Below are 16,207 nucleotides of genomic sequence, written 5' to 3'. Positions count from 1 at the left end.
GCGACGCCGTGCGTGCGCGAACTTGGTACGGTGAATTTCGTGAACTCGTTTTGATGTGTGTCGTTCACAATATCAAGCAGTCTCTGAAACAGTGAAATCAAGCTCCGTCTGGCGATTCACCACGGCCTTTGTAACTGAAAGTGCCCTAGGTGTTGCTGGCCACACCGGGACTGAAGTGATGATCACAGCAATCGATGACAACCCTCTCTGGACTGTCCCTTACGGGGTTGGAATGTTCGATACGACAATTGAACAGAGCACTTCGCAACCTAATGAGGTGAAACACAGAATCTTGATGGAGGAAGTAGGCCATACATTGGGCGCAGGAACTGCTGATGACAAGATATTGGGCGTTGGAGAATGTTATAGCGGCGGCAGCTGCTATGGATTTGGCCCGATGGGAAGTGTTACCGGTGGTGGTGAAGATACCACTCCAGAAAGAATTCGTAGAAATGGCGACACAGAATGGCCAGTCATGGGTGACGCAGATTATTACGGAAATGCACGGACTGCATTCTCAATTGAAGAGATCAGTACTATTGATTTCAATGATACTCCCACCATAGATGAATAACCTATTGAGCCGGCGAACGGTAATCGGGATTCTGTTGGCCAGTCCGATGTCTGGCTGTTTGAGCTTGAGTCCAAAGAGTCGTGAGCTTGAGATTCACTGGGTTTCTGTGTGAGGGGAGGGCGGGAATGTTGATTTGACTGTAGAGTATGGTGTCCAGTCCCGTAATATGGATTCAGAGTCAGCTTCGTTCCCGAACACAGAATTAGTCGGATACACTGGAGAACAAGATGTTGTGTGTACTGAAGAATTGGGGACAATCACAGGAACCGGAACTGTCGAGATGTCGTGTCCAGAAGTGTTCACACATCTCACATTTACTTCTGAGCGAGACCCCTGTGAGGATACGACAACGATATCGGTTTACAAATTCACTAACTCAGATGATAAATACCAATCATACGCAGCAATGGAGCCAAAGAGATGTACTGAACCAACGTATGCAAGTAGATAACGGCCATGTGTGTAGTTCGCTACTGTTATAGCGGCGGCAGCTGCTATGGATTTGGCCCGATGGGAAGTGTTACCGGTGGTGGTGAGGACCAGACAAATGAGGAGTTACAACGAATACCCGGTGCAAGATGGCCAATAATGGGTGGTGCAAAATATATCTCTAATCGCCGAACTGCGTTCAGTATTGAAGAGATGACCACACTAGACGAAATCTCAATACCCCCTGAACGGGAAACTGTCAATTCGTAATTGCCCTTCTCAGTGATTTGGAGTGGGACAGATATTGTTTGGTCAGCCGCTACCTCATATTCTCCCTGCGTTATAACTGAATCCGACCCCTGTACGATGAGAGAGATACTCTCTTTATTTTCGGCCCGATTACGAATTTCAAGATACTGTTCGTCAAAGTCTTCAGGGTCGCCAGTCATCGTAGAGGGGGTGCTTGTACTGCCCGGTGACGAAGCACAGCCTGCCAGACAACCACAGGTGGCGGCGCATAGTATGAGAAGGTTCCTTCGGAGCACTGAGATGATGTGTGTGTGTTTGTTTTCATAAGTACCTTCTCAAAAATACGTTCCACCGTTAATTGGCTGGTGAACCGCTCCTGAGTCAAACCAAGCACACACCTTGTCTCTGGTGAACGTTATAGCGTACTTTTCTCGAAAGTATTGGTCATAGGAGGAGATATGAGAACTGGTGTGGATGCGCTCCAGACCACGACACCTCCAACCGGCAGTCGACGTTGATACATTGCGTTCCTCAGTCTCAAATCTGTCCGTACTTTCTCTCGAACAAATATGGGCCCAGAGAGTGTCTGAAATCAAAAGCAGGCGGTTTGCTACTGCCGGAAAGGTTCAGGCACCACTTGCTGCGGACTCGCTCGGCCGCTCTCTGCCGACGTATTCGAACTCAACGACGTCAACGACAAGTTCCGGGTCCCAGTCGCCGTTGATCTGCGTCCATGCCTTGCGGAACTCGGCCATGTCATAGCCACCTTCCTTTCGAGCGTCCTCGTGGCTCATCTCGCCGAGCGGTTCTTGATACAGGTTAGTGACACGAAGATAGCAGTCACACGCTTCGTCGCTGGTGAACATCTCTGTCACAGCCATTCGGATGTCGCCCTCGGACGGTCGCGGGTAGTTGTCAGCCCAGTCACGGCGGGTCGCCGTCTTCGTGCCGTCTCGAATCGCCGCAATGTGGCGGGGTTTGAACAGAAGTGTCATTTCATCCCGGTTCTCATCTTCTGCCGCTTGTCCACAACAGTTCGGGATTCGTCGTTAGCGGCCAGAATGATGGCTTTGAGCACGTCGATCTTGCAGACAAACACGAATCCGATCAGGCCGGCAAAGAGAATTTTGCGGACCATTATGCTACGTCTGCCACGTCTACCTAAAAAAGACCTGGTCAGTTTACGTGTCTGGTCCTCAGCCCGATTAGATATTTACCGGTGGCCATTGTCTCAACTGATATGAATCTGCCCTCCAGACAGTGGTCTTCTGAGGTACGCCAGTTGGTTTTTATAGGGTTCTCAGCCATCACTGCCGTTGTTTTGTCGTACAGTTACGTGGCGACTGTGGGGCTCTCAGAGATGTTGTTTGCTATCGTCGGAGCTGGGCTGTTGCTTGCACTGGTGGTGATTCTTCCCGTCATACTTCTCGACTGAATCGGGAGGCGAACTGCTGTGGGGTAACCTTTCAAATCAGGCATGTTCGATGTGTGAGACTATTCTGAGTCGGTATCCGCCCTGACTATAGGCGGATGTGGTGCTGTACAGTATCAAACGCCCCGATACTCTGGAGAAATGTTAATTAGACTACCAGACTATTGTAAAATCTCACACATGGAATACACACGTGAGGAGTCGCTCTTGCGACTTCGAGAGGCCGTCGAGCAGGGTAATCCGATAATTGGTGCCGGTGCGGGGACCGGAATCTCCGCGAAGTTCGCCGAGCGCGGCGGCGTCGACTTGCTTATCATCTACAACTCCGGCCGCTACCGAATGAGCGGGCGCGGGTCACTCGCCGGACTACTCCCATACGGTGACGCAAACGAGATCGTCTGTGAAATGGGCCACGAGGTCATTCCCGTTGTCGAAGACACGCCGGTGCTTGCGGGCGTCAACGGCACTGATCCGTTTCGGCAAATGGACGTGTTCCTCGCAGATCTAAAGCGGCGAGGGTTCTCCGGGGTGCAGAACTTCCCGACAGTCGGCCTCATCGACGAGGACAGCGGGTTTCGGCAAAATCTCGAAGAGACCGGGATGGGCTACGACAAGGAAGTCGATATGATCCGAGAGGCCGCCAGCCAGGATATGCTCACTTGCCCGTACGTGTTCAACGAGACACAGGCCCGTGAGATGGCCGAGGCGGGCGCTGATGTTATTGTCTCACACATGGGGCTGACGACATCCGGCGACATCGGTGCGGAGACGGCACTTGATTTGGAAGCGGCGGCCGAGCGGGTGCAGGCCCATCACGATGCCGCGAAGGACGTGAACGAAGACGTCCTCGTCATCTGTCACGGCGGCCCGATCGCGTGGCCCGATGACGCCACGTACGTGCTTGAACATACTGACGGCGTCGTCGGCTTCTTCGGAGCCTCCAGCATCGAACGGCTGCCGACGGAGGAAGCCATCGAGAACCAGGCTCGCGAATTCAAGGAAATCGACATCCAATGAGTGACTACTTCGTCGCCTCCGACGACGTGGAGAGCCAACTGTTCGATTGGGGCGCTCTCAAGTGGCTGAGCACACCTGAAGTCACTGGTGGAGAGCGGTTCAGCGCTGGTGTCGTGAAACTCGAACCCGGCAAGGGCCACGAGCGACACACCCACCCCGAGAGCGACGAGATCCTGTACGTCGTTCGCGGCGAGGGCGAACAGGAGGTCGACGACGAAACTCGTGATATCGCCACCGGCGATATGGTGTTCATCCCCGAAGGCGTCGAACACGGAACGGTCAACACTGGATGGGAGCCGCTCATCCTGTTCGCGGTCTACGCGCCGCCGGGACCGGAAGACGTGCTTCGTAACCTCCCTGAGTGTGAGATCGTTCCAGCCGGCAAGCTTCCAACGCCCGAAAACGTCGATTCGGAGGCGAAGTGATGGCGATCGTTCTCGTGGGGACGCTGGATACAAAAGGCGAGGAGTTCGCCTTCGCCCGCGATGTCATTGAGGCTCAGGGCGTCGACGTACACGTCATCGACGTGGGCGTGCTTGACGACGCCGAGTTTGAGCCGGACACGACCGCTACCGAAGTAGCCGAAGCTGCTGGGACGACCCTCGACGTATTACGTGAGGAAAGCGATCGAGGTGAGGCGATGACAGCGATGGGCGAGGGGGCTGCTGCCGTCGTCACCGACCTCTTCGAGTCTGGGGAACTGGCGGGCGTCCTCGGACTCGGCGGATCCGGGAATACGTCGATTGCGACCAGAGCGATGCGGGCCCTCCCAGTTGGCGTGCCGAAGCTGATGGTCTCGACGATGGCTTCGGGCGACACCGAGCCGTACGTCGGCTCGACTGACATCGCGATGATGTACTCCGTCGCAGATATTGAGGGGCTCAATCAGCTCTCACGGCAGGTCATTTCGAACGCCGCGCTGGCGATGGTCGGGATGGGAACTACCGAGTCAGACGTGACGGTCGAGGACCGTCCGACCGTCGGCATCACGATGTTCGGTGTCACCACGCCCTGCGTCCAGGCTGCCAGAGAACACCTCGAAGAATGGGGATACGAGACCATCGTCTTCCACGCCACCGGCACTGGCGGGCAGGCGATGGAGCGGCTGATCCGGGAAGGTATCATCGACGGCGTGCTCGACATAACGACGACGGAGTGGGCGGACGAACTCGTCGGCGGTGTGCTCAACGCCGGGCCAGAGCGACTGGACACCGCAGCCCAGACGGGCGTTCCGCAGGTTGTCTCGACGGGGGCGCTCGACATGGTAAACTTCGGCCCGCGTGATTCGGTCCCCGATGAGTTCGAGGGGCGACAGTTCCACGTCCACAACCCGCAGGTGACGCTGATGCGAACCACGCCCGAGGAATGTGCGGAGCTGGGCGAAATCCTCGCAACAAAGCTGAATGCCGCGACTGGCCCAGCGGCAGTGGCACTTCCGCTCGGCGGGGTCTCGGTGCTAGATGTCGAGGGTGAAGACTTCTACGACCCCGAGGCGGATACAGCGCTGTTCGACGCCATCCACAAGCACATCGACCCGGCGGTCGAACTGTTCGAAATGGAGGCCCCCATCAACGACGAAGCGTTCGCACGGGCGCTGGCGGAGAAACTGGACGAGTATATGCGTGCCGCCGGCGTCGGTCCCTGAACGAACCCGATACCACGTGCTCGACGTTCGAGACTTGTGATATGCGGAATAGGGCCGGTCCGTCGAAGGAGGGGCCGAGCCCGGTCACTCGGAGGAGTCCCCCCACTCAGTCAGTGTACCAGTACGCCCAGAGGATCAACACGCCCTGAACTGGCAGCCGTGCCCAGCGGACCAGCGCAGATGGATCGCCGCCACCCGTCCCCTCAATGGTGACCATGGAGACAGCCATGTAGACGTTCGCGGGAAAGATCGCGACGAGCAATGCGATCGTCGCCCAGGCGGCGTGCGATCGCGTCCGCGGTACCAGCAGGCCGAGCCCGACTGCGACCTCGGCGACGCCGGATAGATACACCAGCGCAAGTGCCGCCGGCAAGACCGGTGGCACGATCTGGACGTATAGTTCCGGCACGATGAAATGCAATATTCCAGCAACGACGTACAGGAGCGCCATCACATAGCACAACGGCCGTTTGAACTGCCGCAAGCCAACACGCATCTACTATCGGGTATGGCGGCCAGTGAAAAGCAAGTTGGGATTTGTGCTCCAGCCCGGAAACAGAGGAGCGGCCACTCACCCTGGAAGAAAGAGGTTGAGGATCGCAACGACCAATCCGGCAAGTCCCATCCGAACGGCAGCAACGTACCACCGCTGGTCCGAAATAGAGCCCATGTAGGCACCGAACACACCTAACACACCGATACCCAGGCCGACCGCAATGAGTGCCGCCTCTGCCATTGTGACGACGGTCCCCGCTACGAGGAACGGGGTCAGCGGAATCAGAACCCCGATAAGTGGCCCCAGCCCACTCATCGTGGCGTGGACGAAGCGGACACCGCGCTGGTTCCGCTGAACGCGGGTATCGTCAAGGTCCGTGAGCATCGCTTGTTCGATACGTCTGATTTCGGCCCGGGTTTCGGCACGTTCGATTTCCCAGACGCTCCAGACCGCAGAGGTCCCGAGACCGACTGCCGCGCCCAGTCCGATTTTGATCACAGTGTACCCATCAGGGACCCCGGAAAGGACAGCACCAACGATGATACCAATGCTCGTGAGCGTCCCGTCGAAGCCGTTCGAGATGAAGTACCGACGAGAGATCGCAAGGACATCTTCCTTCCCGAGAAGCCGCCTGAAGAGTTGTCGAATGGACGCCACGGCGTCTCAGCCATCCTGTAACGTCCGTCGATCCGTAACAACGGAGTCACCGCAGGCAACCTGATCTACAGAGTGTACCGACCCACCGAGGTTTTCGATCGTTTCATCGATCGCCTCGAAGTCCAGATCGTCGCTTTCAAAGGTGAGCTTGATGTTTTGCACTTCCTGATCTAGTTCGATCAGAGACGATGTTACGCCCTCGACGCTTTCAATTTCGGCCAGTTGCTTGGTGAACGTCAGTAGCGGCGGGTCGTGTGGTTTCAGTACATCGATGACCAGTCGTCGGACTGCTGCCATATCCCAACACGCGAGGGGTTATGGTAAAAATGTGTGCCAACACTACACTGTTACCGCGCTAAACGTATCGAGGCGTCTAACGGCGGTGCTGTCCGTTCACTATCCGGATACAGAGGACTGCAGCAGGCGAGATGTTATTAGATACCCCTGTGTAGTTCTTCGAACAGCGTCTCTGAAGTACCATGCATCTGAAAAGACACCGAGACCAACAGTTTGAGACGCAGGCAACGACACAGAAGCCACGCTCAACGAGGAACAAACAGGGACCCGTCCCCGAGTACCGCGCTACGTCCGCCGTTGCCCAGATAGCTGACTGATATGCAAACACGCGACTACCAGTATGTACGACACCATCCTGTTCCCGACCGACGGAAGCAACGCCGCAGAATCGGTCCTTGAATACGCGCTACAGATCGCATCCGAACATGAGGCGACGATGCACATCCTCAACGTCGCCGACACTGGCCGAAACAGCGTCACTACGATTCGTGGAGAGGTCATCGACGTGCTCGAAACAGAAGGAGAGCGCATCGTGGCGGAAGCCACACAATATGCGAAAGATGAGGGCGTTCCCGTTGTCTCTGCGGTGCTTCAGGGTGACCCGCATAAGACGATTGTCGACTACAGCCAACAGTCCGACAGTGATTGCATCGTTATGCCGACACACGGACAGCGTGGGATCCAGCGAATCCTGCTCGGGAGCGTCACTGAACGCGTCATCAACACAGCGGAAGTTCCTGTCATTGCGGTCAACCCTGACAGAGATCGGCCACTCGTGTATCCGCCACAGCACGTCCTCGTCCCGACGGATGGGAGTCGTGGCGCAGACCTCGCACTGGCAGAGGGGATTGCTGTCGCGAGGGCGACGGACGCAACACTCCATCTGCTTCACGTTGTCGAGACTGGTGGCCTCGGGCCGGATGCACGCTCCGTTCTGAAAGAGGGGGAGCTGACTGAGCGAGCGAACGAAATTATGGCCGGGGCGACCGAGAAGATCGACGACACCTCGCTTGACACGGTCACCAGTGTCATTGAGCACGGTGACCCCTCGAAGGTGATTTGCGACTACATCGACGAGAATGAAGTCGATCTCGCGGTTATGGGGACACACGGGCAGACTGATTTCAGCAGGTACGTCATGGGAGGCGTCAGCGCCAAACTCGTCCGAAAGTCCCCGGTCCCGGTGACGTGGGTTCGCGAGCCCGAATCTGCGTCAGATGAGTAGTTCGGTTTGTGAATGGGTCAACGCATACCAGCGTACAGGCCCGATACAACTCTGCGTGTGAAGGCCCCGGCAGGGCTCTCGATATGCGAGAGTGTTTAGTAACCATGGGGCTCTTAAATCGGATCATGACCACAGACGACTCACAGTCCGATGGGGGAACGAGCAAGGTCGATGCCGTAATTCAAAAATACGATCTTGTCGGGATGGGTGCAGAACTCGAAAATCGGTGGGTTGGTGCTGACGGAGAGAAAGAAAGTACTCGCGACCTTGCTGACTACTTCAACCGGTCGGTGCTTGAGTCCGCCATCGATGGGAGTGACGCTCCGACATTGAGTGGCGACATCCAGCAGGTCTATCAGTCACTGCACGAAGATGATGCGGACGCCCCGCTCATACGCTCTCGGCTTGAACAGAGCGGGATCGATGTCGAATCCGTGATGGCTGATTTTATCTCCCACCAGACGGTGTATCGCTATCTCAAGAACGACCGTGGCGCGGCCCGACCTGAGCAGACGCCCGCAGAACGAAAAGAGAGCGCCATCGACTCAATACAGCGCCTCCGGGGCCGAACCACCGCTGTCACGAGACAAACTATCGAGAGTCTGGACAAAAACGATGCTATCTCGGTCGGCGATTTCAACATCATCAACGAAGTACAGGTGCTGTGTGAGGACTGTGGCCGTAGCTACGATATTGTCGCGTTTCTGGAACAGGATGGCTGTGACTGTCAATCCAAATGAGATATCTGTCCGTATTGTCAAAAAGAAGCTAGTAGCCCAGCTAGCGGTCCGGTACGCGGACATTCCCCCACGACAGCCAGCGCTCAGCCGAGCCGCGGGAACCGAGCCGTCTTACAATCGACACCGCAGAACGCGTATTCCGTGACGTTGCCAGCACTATCTCTGGTCGTGACATTTCGATACCGGACGTTTTCACCGATCGGCGTTCCGCAGTGGTCGCAGTGTCGCGTTGCAATCGAGCTAACTACGACCCGGATAGATTGGCTCTCAACGCTTTCAGGGACCGCCCTCCGCGCTTGGTCTGCGTTTGCGATGTCTGCTGATTGTTGGCTACAGTACTTCTGCGTGTTTTGTGCGTTCATGATGTCGCTGATTATGATTTCGTCGTTGGTGTCGCAGCGCTTCGTGAGGTGGGTCGTCGCGACCCGAAAACCGTCGGCTGGCGCTTTGGGGACCAGCCAGGACTGACGTTTTCCACCTGTGTGCCGGCGTTTGCCCGCACTGTGGTGGTCTACGTCAGTTTAAAATTTGAAAAATGTAAAAAACGTAAAACCGGATGTAGAAGGGTCTGCACTGATCGGCTGCCGGGACAGCGGGCTTGCGTTCCAAGCCATACAGTCGACGCCCGGGTTCATGAGACTATCTTTAACGGATGTACACTTAACCATTTTGTGAGTGGTGTTCACACCCAGCACTCAATCGAGCTAGTGAACGGCCCCATCTCAGTGGAAACACTGACCAGACCAACCAAATGATTAAATACGATAGTTTAGCATACGAAGGTATGAAGCCGGGTACCCAGACGGCAAAAGCGCCCCGGAAAACGATGGAACCAGTGGCTATAGCGACCGGTTATCCGTTTTTTACACTGCCTACCCGATAGCCTGCGTAGACCACTACAGTCCGGGCGTAACCCGGCACAGGTGGAAAACGTCGGTGAAACGACCGTAGCGGTTCCAGAGTCGTGTACAACAGTAGATGGAACGAGTGCAATCGCTGTCAACAACCAACCAAGGCAAACAATGAATGGACAAGCTGAGGCGGAGCAATCACTAACAACTGCTCGTTGCGCTATGGAAGCCAGCAGCAACGCAGTCGCTACTGAACTGAATATCCAGAACAAGTCAACTCGAATCTTGGTCGGTGGGTCACCGGACTACCGCTGTGATTACTGTGGACAGGTGATCAGCGAACAGATGAGGTATAGCGGGGTTACGATACGTAACTCAGACGGGGGGATAACAGAGCATTTCTTCTGTGAAGAGGAATGCATGACATCGCAGTACCCCGATATCTAACATACCTGTTTCGGCGAGGAGCAGACCCAGTCATGAATCTACAGCGAGAGTGTATATAATCCAAAATATTCGGATTACACTCAGCATTGTAGAACTGCAAATGATGAGAAGGACTGGCACACGATGCAACGACAAAGTGTTCAGCGCAGAAAATGGTCCGAATGTGTCTATATCTTCGCCGAATCGAAACAGATACGCTATTATACTGTTCTGAGATATCGTTCAATATATAAACATTCCCGGAATGTTAATATTCAGTGGTACAGAATAAGGGACGAATTTATATACGTCTGTCAGCCATGCCATCGTATGACATGCTACAACGCAAGCAAGGGAATTCTGTACGAAAACCTCCCAACAGACGCACCGAGACCCGAAGAAGAGGAAAACAAACTGAGCGCCAGTGACGCTGGCGCAACCCAGACGGTCGCAAACGACTGACTCTGGGTCGTCTCGGACGTCCGACTCTGGAATCAAACTACGGTCTGTCTGACCCACACAAGGCGGAGAGCCCGGTCAGAGAACGACTTGTTCTGGAGCTGCATCTCCAAACCGGCAAACAGTATCGGATAGACGATGACTGGGTAGATATCCGCTCGGTTTGGTTGTGTATCCCGTGACTGAGGTGTCAATATGGCCTGGTCAGTTTCGTCTGTGTATCGCCTTCCCTCTCGCATTCTGTGCAGCTTCCATTATCGCTTCACTTAATGTTGGATGTGTGTGAACAGTTGAGCCGATGTCCTCAAGCTTTGCACCCATCTCTATCATGGCTGCTATTTCTGCAATCAACTCGGATGCCTCTGGACCGACAATCTCTGCACCGATCACACGTTCGGTTTCTTTTGTGGCGATAATTCGGACAAAGCCTTCTGCCCGGTTTGCTGTTAGTGCTCGTCCAGACGCCTGGAACTGGAACTCGCCTGTGACAGGTGTCATACCCTTGTTCGCTGCTTCGTTCTCTGTCAGCCCGACAGTTCCGATTTCCGGGTCGGTAAACACGGCGGCCGGGAGTGCCTGATAATCGACCGCAGCGGGTTCACCAGCAATGACCTCCGCTGCAACCTCCCCTTCTTTCGATCCTTTGTGTGCGAGCATCGGCTCACCAGCAACGTCACCGACCGCGAAAATGTGCTCCTTGTTCGTCCGGCATGTGCTATCTGTTGGAATGAATCCCTGAGCATTGGTCTCGACGCCGGCATCGTCGATGCTGAGCGTGTCAGTCACCGGGCGTCTGCCAACAGCAACGAGTATTCTGTCAGCGGTGAGTTCTATATCGCTATCATGCGCCGCCTCGTCTGCAGGGACAGCAGTCAGGACGGCCTTACCATCCGACGCTGCCCAGCTGTCTGCGGTGTACCCGAAATGGAAATCCACACCGAGACGCTCTGCTCGCTTCCTGACTATCGAGGCAATGTCTTCCTCATAGCTGGGAAGCGCCTGCCCTAGCATCTCAATGACCGAGACGTCGCTTCCAAGTCGGCTATAGACAGTCGCTAGCTCCATGCCGATGTATCCGGCTCCAACGATTACGAGTTCGTCGGGCACTGTGTCGAAGTTCAGCGCGCCATCTGACGAAACAATACGCTCATCCTCAAAACCGAACCCTGGAATTTCAATCGGTCTGGACCCCGTCGCGATGATACAGTTTTCGAATTTCAGCGATTCAGAGCCCTGCCCCTCTCCCTGATGGACGATTCTGATCTTGTTCTCAGCAGCAAATTCGGCAGTCCCTTTCAGCAGATTCACGCCGGCTGCCGTACACAGCTGCTCAATACCGCTCGTTAGTTGGTCGACGATGCCGTCTTTCCAGCTCATCATCTCGTCGAGCGCAACTGTTGGGTCCGCGTAAATCCCCAGTTCCTCCGCCTGGCCCGCCTCCGATGCCAGTTCTGAACCGTGTATCAGGGCCTTAGAGGGGATACAGCCACGATTGAGACAGGCGCCCCCATACTCTCCTTTTTCAACAAGCGTGACATCAAGGGCAAGCTGTGCAGCGCGAATCGCGGCGACGTATCCGCCGGGGCCCGCGCCAATAACCAGTACGTCAGTCGACGTAGTTACATCTCCGACAACCATTATTCTAGTAGTAGCAGGTTTGGATTTTGCAGGTACTTCTGTATGGAGTTTGTAAATTGTGCGGCGTCTGCGCCATCAAGCACTCGATGATCGAACGACAGCGAGAGTGTCATGATGTGACGAGGTTCTATCGTCTCTTCACCATCCGCTTCGACGACCCGTGGTTTCTTTTTAATTTCACCCAGTGCCAGGATAGCGCTCTCCGGCTGGTTGATGATTGGCGTTCCATACTCCCCGCCAATCCCGCCGATGTTCGAGATAGTAAATGTCCCGCCGCGCATTTCCTCCGGCGAGAGACTGCGTTCTCTCGCTTTCTGGGTTTTTTCGTTGGTTTCCGATGCGACCTCCAGCAGGCCTTTCGCATCAACATTCTCGACAACGGGAACCAGCAGCCCGTCATCAGTTGCCGTTGCGACACCGATGTTGTAATACTGCTTTTCGACTATCTCTTCGTTTGCTTCGTCGAGAGAGACATTTACCTGCGGATTCTCTTGTAGAGCCGCGGCACACGCTTTCATTACGAACGGCATATACGTCAGTCGGATATCGTGCGCCTCGGCCTCCTGTCTGAGGGTCGAACGAGCATCGACCAGCGCAGTAACATCAACCTCATCCTGATGAGTGACGTGTGGGGCCGTATATTTCGACGATGTCATCGCCGCTCCAATCGTCTGCCTGATCCCCTTGTACGGCTTCCGAGACTCGGGGCGCGTTGGCTCGTCTGCCGCTGCCCTCTCAGCTACCGCGTCTCGATCCGTCTGCTGTGCCTGCTGCTGTGCCTCGGCATACTCTTGGACCGCTTCGAGCGTGACAAACGGTTCTCCGTCTTTTTGTTCATCAGTGGGGACAGTATCGAGATCAATTCCTTCCTCCGCTGCGATGTGTCTCGTTTTCGGGACGGCCACCGTCGTCTCCCGGTCTACCACTTCTCTCGTCTGTGCCGGACTGACAGACTGCGCCGGGGCTGCCTGCTGTGTTCGTTGCTCGGCAGCAGTGGTCTGTTGGCTTGAACGCTCCTGAGTCGAGGATTCCGGACTCGCGTACGCGCGGACATCCGGCTCCGTTATACGTCCCGAAGACGAGTCCGCAACGCTGGAAATATCGACGCCCAGTTCGCGGGCGAGACGCCGCACAGACGGCGGGGCGGGGACCTGGACGCGCTGTGTAATCGCTGGTTCTGACTGCGTCTCTTCGGCTGGCTGTGCTGTGGCTCCAACTTCGGTTTGCTGGCCACTGCCCGCAGTGGTGTCGTCTGCAGGCGCTGTTTCAGTTGCTTTCGGACCGTCTTCACCGTCGACCCGGAAAACGATAATCACATCACCGACTGGGACCATCTCACCTTCTGCAGCACGGAGTTCTTCAACAACACCGTCGACAGGGGATGGGACGTCAACGACGGCTTTGTCGGTCTCGACTTCCGCGACTGGCTGGTCTTCGGAAACTGCGTCACCCGGCTCAACACGCCAGCGAAGCAGTTCGCCCTCGGCGACGCCTTCTCCGACATCGGGGAGTTCGAATTCGCGTACCATGTTAGAAATCGACTGTTTCGCGGATGCCGTCTTGGATACGGACCGCCTGTGGCAGGTAGTAATCCTCCAGTGAATGGAGCGGCATGGGGGCATCGAAGCCAGCAATTCGCTTAATTGGCGCTTCCTGATGCACGAGTGCTTCTTCCTGAATCGTCGTTGCGATTTCAGCCCCTAATCCGCCAGTCTTCGGTGCTTCGTGGACAATCGCAGCTCTTCCGGTCTTTTTGAACGAGTCAGTGATCGTCTCTATATCGAGGGGAGACAGGGTTCGCAGGTCGATGACTTCGACATCGATGCCGTGTGACTGGCTAAGATTCTCCGCAGCGATCAGCGCCGGCCGAGTCATTGCGCCCCAAGTGTAGACTGAGATGTCGCTCCCCTCACGCCGGATAGCGGCCTCATTCAGCGACACTTGGTATGGTTTCGTCGGGACATCCTCACGGAAGGCGCGGTAGATCAACTTCGGCTCGAGGAATATAACTGGGTCAGGGTCACGAATCGACGCCGCTAGCAGTCCCTTGGCATCGTAGGGCGTGCTCGGTGAGACGACCTTGAGCCCGGGCTCGTGCACGAAGAACGCTTCCTTTGACTCGGAGTGGTGTTCCGGGGCCCGGATCCCACCGCCGTATGGAGCCCGTATCACCATCGGCACTGAATACTGCCCCTGACTACGGCTCCGGAGGCGTGCAGCGTGACTGACAATCTGGTCGAAAGCAGGATACATGAAGCCCATGAACTGCATCTCGGGAACAGGCTTCATGCCGGTCTGTGCGAGTCCAATCGAAGCCCCGATGATTCCGGCTTCGGCCAGTGGCGTGTCGATGACGCGGTCTTCGCCGAACTCTTCGTATAGCTGGTCAGTTGCTCTGAAGACACCGCCGTTCTTCCCGACGTCTTCGCCCAGAACGACGACGCTGTCGTCCTGTGACATTTCTGTGTACAGCCCGTCCTGTATCGCCTCCACAAGGGTGAGACTCTGGGCTTTCTGGCCCGTCTGCGCGCTGGCTGTCGAACTCATTCCAGCACCTCCGAGAACGCGCCGTCGTCATATTTCTCGCGCAGTCGGTTCAATTCGTCCCGCTGTTCTTCGAGTCGCGCTGGAACGTCCTCGTACACATGCTCGACGATGTTGTCCGGACTCGCTTCTGTCTGCTCTGCCGTCTCTATCGCCTCGCTGACTTCCTGTTCGATACTGTCCTGGATCTCACTCTCGAGGTCGGAATCGAGGATGCCCTCGTTGTACAGATACTTTTCAATGCGGTCCACAGGGTCACGGTCCCGCCAGGCCTCCTCCTCTGATTCGTCTCTGTAAACAGACGGGTCATCCGCGGTCGTGTGTGCGCCGAAGCGATACTGGACAGACTCAATAAGCGTTGGACGGCGCTCTCCGGGACCCGGATTCCGGGCTTTCGCCAGTGCCTCACTGGCGACTTTGTAGACCGCCAGCGGGTCCAGCCCATCGACTCGAACGCCGTCGATACCATACGCCTGTGCCTTTTCAGCGATGGTTTCGCTCGCGGTCTGTCGCTCTCGGGGGACCGAAATCGCCCATTGGTTGTTGTTGCAGACGAATACAGCGGGGACGTCGAACACCCCGGCGAAGTTCAGTCCTTCGTGGAAATCTCCCTCTGAGGTCGCACCATCTCCGAGATGACACAGGACGGCCGTCTCGGTCTTTCCCTGTAGCTTGTGTCCCCACGCCATTCCCATGGCCTGTGGAACCTGCGTTGCAATCGGAATATACTCCGGCATCACGTTGACATCGTCCGGGATCGCGTATCCGTCTCGATAGCCTCTCAGTGGCTCGAACAGGGATACCAGATCCATCCCATGGGCGTACTTCGCCGCGTGCTCTCTGTAGGTCGGGAACAACCAGTCCTGCTCGGCAAGTGCCAGGCTCGTGGCGACCTGGGATCCTTCTTGCCCGGTCATTGGTGCATACGTCGCGAGCCGCCCCTGTCGTTGGAAGCTGATGGCCCGCTGGTCGAAGTGCCGAGCAAGCTTGATTGTCTCATACATCTCAAGTAACTGCCTGTCTGAAATGTCCGGGACAGACGCCTGTGGCAGTACGTTGCCCTCGGCATCCAGTACCTGGACCAGATCCGAGTCTTCTCTAACGGGCGCTGGCAAGTCCGTGCTTCCTGCTTCGTTTTTCATGTTCATTGTTTTCGATGATGTTTTGTATTCGACAGACGCTCCCTCAACAGACCCTGATAACCCGAACAGCCGCTGGTTACGGCTCTTCGAGCGCGTTCAAGGCTGGCGTTTTCCACCGGAGCACAGGGCCCACCTGTGCACTGGCAGTCTACGCCAGTTTAAATGTCGAAAATGTAAAAAATGTAGCTGTGGAAGAGGGCAGTGCCCAATCCATTAACTGCCGGGACAGCTGACCTGCAGGGCAGGCGATAGGGTTCAAACCCGGATGCATATATGAAGTCTAACATGGTAGATACTTATTGTTTGTGCGACACCCGTTCACACGCCACAGTAGCTAGTCCGGTGCGAATGGTGACCGCTGCTGGCCCGAAGAAGCGTAGATGCAA

The 16,207-nt window shown here is 55.9% G+C and carries 17 protein-coding genes and 1 pseudogene; 9 read left to right on the top strand and 9 right to left on the bottom strand.

Going from position 1 to position 16,207, the window contains the following annotated elements:
• Positions 1-95: pseudogene (locus G9463_RS15480) on the top strand (IS5/IS1182 family transposase); the annotation flags it as partial.
• 83 nt (positions 96-178) lie between these two features.
• The gene (locus G9463_RS15475) at positions 179-574 is read left to right on the top strand and encodes a hypothetical protein (protein ID WP_165897201.1); all 396 of its coding nucleotides are present in this window, start codon (positions 179-181) and stop codon (positions 572-574) included.
• Between the two features lie 1,304 nt (positions 575-1,878).
• Here G9463_RS15475 and G9463_RS15470 read toward each other — a convergent pair.
• Together G9463_RS15470 and G9463_RS15465 are read right to left on the bottom strand one after the other, a co-directional pair.
• Positions 1,879-2,247 (bottom strand): ASCH domain-containing protein, encoded by a 369-nt coding sequence (locus G9463_RS15470; protein WP_165897200.1) that lies wholly within the window; start codon positions 2,245-2,247, stop codon positions 1,879-1,881.
• Positions 2,244-2,390: a hypothetical protein gene (locus tag G9463_RS15465; protein ID WP_164734794.1), complete on the bottom strand. Its 147-nt coding sequence runs from the start codon at positions 2,388-2,390 to the stop codon at positions 2,244-2,246. Before G9463_RS15465 ends, G9463_RS15470 begins: the two co-directional genes overlap by 4 nt.
• 102 nt (positions 2,391-2,492) lie before the next feature.
• Here G9463_RS15465 and G9463_RS15460 point away from each other — a divergent pair, with 102 nt between their 5' ends.
• From G9463_RS15460 to G9463_RS15445, 4 genes are all read left to right on the top strand, one after another.
• A complete protein-coding gene (locus tag G9463_RS15460; RefSeq protein WP_004966684.1) occupies positions 2,493-2,687 on the top strand; it encodes a hypothetical protein in 195 nt (64 codons plus the stop codon).
• Positions 2,688-2,864: 177 nt separating this feature from the next.
• Positions 2,865-3,701, top strand: coding sequence for a phosphoenolpyruvate hydrolase family protein (locus G9463_RS15455; protein WP_165897199.1), 837 nt, complete (start codon positions 2,865-2,867; stop codon positions 3,699-3,701).
• A complete protein-coding gene (locus G9463_RS15450; protein WP_004966682.1) occupies positions 3,698-4,126 on the top strand; it encodes a cupin domain-containing protein in 429 nt (142 codons plus the stop codon). The genes G9463_RS15455 and G9463_RS15450 overlap by 4 nt, the downstream gene beginning before the upstream one ends.
• On the top strand, positions 4,126-5,346 hold the full coding sequence (locus G9463_RS15445; RefSeq protein WP_165897198.1) for a Tm-1-like ATP-binding domain-containing protein: 1,221 nt from the start codon (positions 4,126-4,128) through the stop codon (positions 5,344-5,346). The genes G9463_RS15450 and G9463_RS15445 overlap by 1 nt, the downstream gene beginning before the upstream one ends.
• 106 nt (positions 5,347-5,452) lie before the next feature.
• On the opposite strand, the gene G9463_RS15440 is transcribed toward G9463_RS15445, so the two are convergent.
• From G9463_RS15440 to G9463_RS15430, 3 genes are all read right to left on the bottom strand, one after another.
• A complete protein-coding gene (locus G9463_RS15440) occupies positions 5,453-5,842 on the bottom strand; it encodes a MauE/DoxX family redox-associated membrane protein (protein WP_011224959.1) in 390 nt (129 codons plus the stop codon).
• Positions 5,843-5,917: 75 nt separating this feature from the next.
• On the bottom strand, positions 5,918-6,499 hold the full coding sequence (locus G9463_RS15435; RefSeq protein WP_049939229.1) for a VIT1/CCC1 transporter family protein: 582 nt from the start codon (positions 6,497-6,499) through the stop codon (positions 5,918-5,920).
• Positions 6,500-6,505: 6 nt separating this feature from the next.
• Complete coding sequence (locus tag G9463_RS15430) at positions 6,506-6,796, bottom strand: DUF211 domain-containing protein (RefSeq protein WP_007190508.1); 291 nt, start codon at positions 6,794-6,796, stop codon at positions 6,506-6,508.
• A 340-nt stretch (positions 6,797-7,136) separates the two neighbouring features.
• On the opposite strand from G9463_RS15430, the gene G9463_RS15425 reads away from it, so the two are divergent.
• From G9463_RS15425 to G9463_RS24355, 3 genes are all read left to right on the top strand, one after another.
• A complete protein-coding gene (locus G9463_RS15425) occupies positions 7,137-8,021 on the top strand; it encodes a universal stress protein (RefSeq protein WP_165897197.1) in 885 nt (294 codons plus the stop codon).
• A gap of 125 nt (positions 8,022-8,146) precedes the next feature.
• On the top strand, positions 8,147-8,761 hold the full coding sequence (rdfA, locus tag G9463_RS15420; RefSeq protein WP_049919480.1) for a rod-determining factor RdfA: 615 nt from the start codon (positions 8,147-8,149) through the stop codon (positions 8,759-8,761).
• 1,607 nt (positions 8,762-10,368) lie between these two features.
• Positions 10,369-10,500 (top strand): hypothetical protein, encoded by a 132-nt coding sequence (locus tag G9463_RS24355; protein ID WP_255458705.1) that lies wholly within the window; start codon positions 10,369-10,371, stop codon positions 10,498-10,500.
• Positions 10,501-10,701: 201 nt separating this feature from the next.
• Here the strand turns inward: G9463_RS24355 and lpdA are convergent, their stop codons facing one another.
• Genes lpdA through pdhA form a run of 4 tightly spaced genes read right to left on the bottom strand, consistent with a single transcriptional unit; the run spans position 10,702 to position 15,827 of the window.
• A complete protein-coding gene (gene lpdA, locus G9463_RS15405) occupies positions 10,702-12,135 on the bottom strand; it encodes a dihydrolipoyl dehydrogenase (RefSeq protein WP_165897196.1) in 1,434 nt (477 codons plus the stop codon).
• Positions 12,135-13,664, bottom strand: a complete 1,530-nt coding sequence (locus tag G9463_RS15400; protein WP_165897195.1) for a dihydrolipoamide acetyltransferase family protein — start codon at positions 13,662-13,664, stop codon at positions 12,135-12,137. Before G9463_RS15400 ends, lpdA begins: the two co-directional genes overlap by 1 nt.
• A gap of 1 nt (position 13,665) precedes the next feature.
• Positions 13,666-14,682 (bottom strand): alpha-ketoacid dehydrogenase subunit beta, encoded by a 1,017-nt coding sequence (locus G9463_RS15395; protein ID WP_004966546.1) that lies wholly within the window; start codon positions 14,680-14,682, stop codon positions 13,666-13,668.
• Positions 14,679-15,827 carry a pyruvate dehydrogenase (acetyl-transferring) E1 component subunit alpha gene (gene pdhA / locus G9463_RS15390; protein WP_004966548.1) on the bottom strand — a complete coding sequence of 383 codons (1,149 nt, stop codon included), beginning with the start codon at positions 15,825-15,827 and terminating at the stop codon, positions 14,679-14,681. The genes G9463_RS15395 and pdhA overlap by 4 nt, the downstream gene beginning before the upstream one ends.
• Positions 15,828-16,207 lie beyond the last annotated feature (380 nt).

Origin of the sequence: Haloarcula sp. JP-Z28 (assembly GCF_011440255.1) — an archaeon.
Classification (GTDB): Archaea; Halobacteriota; Halobacteria; order Halobacteriales; family Haloarculaceae; genus Haloarcula; species Haloarcula marismortui.
This window is presented reverse-complemented; position numbering and strand designations above follow the sequence as displayed.

Coding starts and splice junctions, on each gene's coding strand:
- G9463_RS15475 (WP_165897201.1), top strand. CDS start 179: ATGATCACAGCAATCGATGACAACCCTCTCTGGACTGTCCCTTACGGG.
- G9463_RS15470 (WP_165897200.1), bottom strand. CDS start 2,247: ATGACACTTCTGTTCAAACCCCGCCACATTGCGGCGATTCGAGACGGC.
- G9463_RS15465 (WP_164734794.1), bottom strand. CDS start 2,390: ATGGTCCGCAAAATTCTCTTTGCCGGCCTGATCGGATTCGTGTTTGTC.
- G9463_RS15460 (WP_004966684.1), top strand. CDS start 2,493: ATGAATCTGCCCTCCAGACAGTGGTCTTCTGAGGTACGCCAGTTGGTT.
- G9463_RS15455 (WP_165897199.1), top strand. CDS start 2,865: ATGGAATACACACGTGAGGAGTCGCTCTTGCGACTTCGAGAGGCCGTC.
- G9463_RS15450 (WP_004966682.1), top strand. CDS start 3,698: ATGAGTGACTACTTCGTCGCCTCCGACGACGTGGAGAGCCAACTGTTC.
- G9463_RS15445 (WP_165897198.1), top strand. CDS start 4,126: ATGGCGATCGTTCTCGTGGGGACGCTGGATACAAAAGGCGAGGAGTTC.
- G9463_RS15440 (WP_011224959.1), bottom strand. CDS start 5,842: ATGCGTGTTGGCTTGCGGCAGTTCAAACGGCCGTTGTGCTATGTGATG.
- G9463_RS15430 (WP_007190508.1), bottom strand. CDS start 6,796: ATGGCAGCAGTCCGACGACTGGTCATCGATGTACTGAAACCACACGAC.
- G9463_RS15425 (WP_165897197.1), top strand. CDS start 7,137: ATGTACGACACCATCCTGTTCCCGACCGACGGAAGCAACGCCGCAGAA.
- rdfA (WP_049919480.1), top strand. CDS start 8,147: ATGACCACAGACGACTCACAGTCCGATGGGGGAACGAGCAAGGTCGAT.
- G9463_RS24355 (WP_255458705.1), top strand. CDS start 10,369: ATGACATGCTACAACGCAAGCAAGGGAATTCTGTACGAAAACCTCCCA.
- lpdA (WP_165897196.1), bottom strand. CDS start 12,135: ATGGTTGTCGGAGATGTAACTACGTCGACTGACGTACTGGTTATTGGC.
- G9463_RS15400 (WP_165897195.1), bottom strand. CDS start 13,664: ATGGTACGCGAATTCGAACTCCCCGATGTCGGAGAAGGCGTCGCCGAG.
- G9463_RS15395 (WP_004966546.1), bottom strand. CDS start 14,682: ATGAGTTCGACAGCCAGCGCGCAGACGGGCCAGAAAGCCCAGAGTCTC.
- pdhA (WP_004966548.1), bottom strand. CDS start 15,827: ATGAACATGAAAAACGAAGCAGGAAGCACGGACTTGCCAGCGCCCGTT.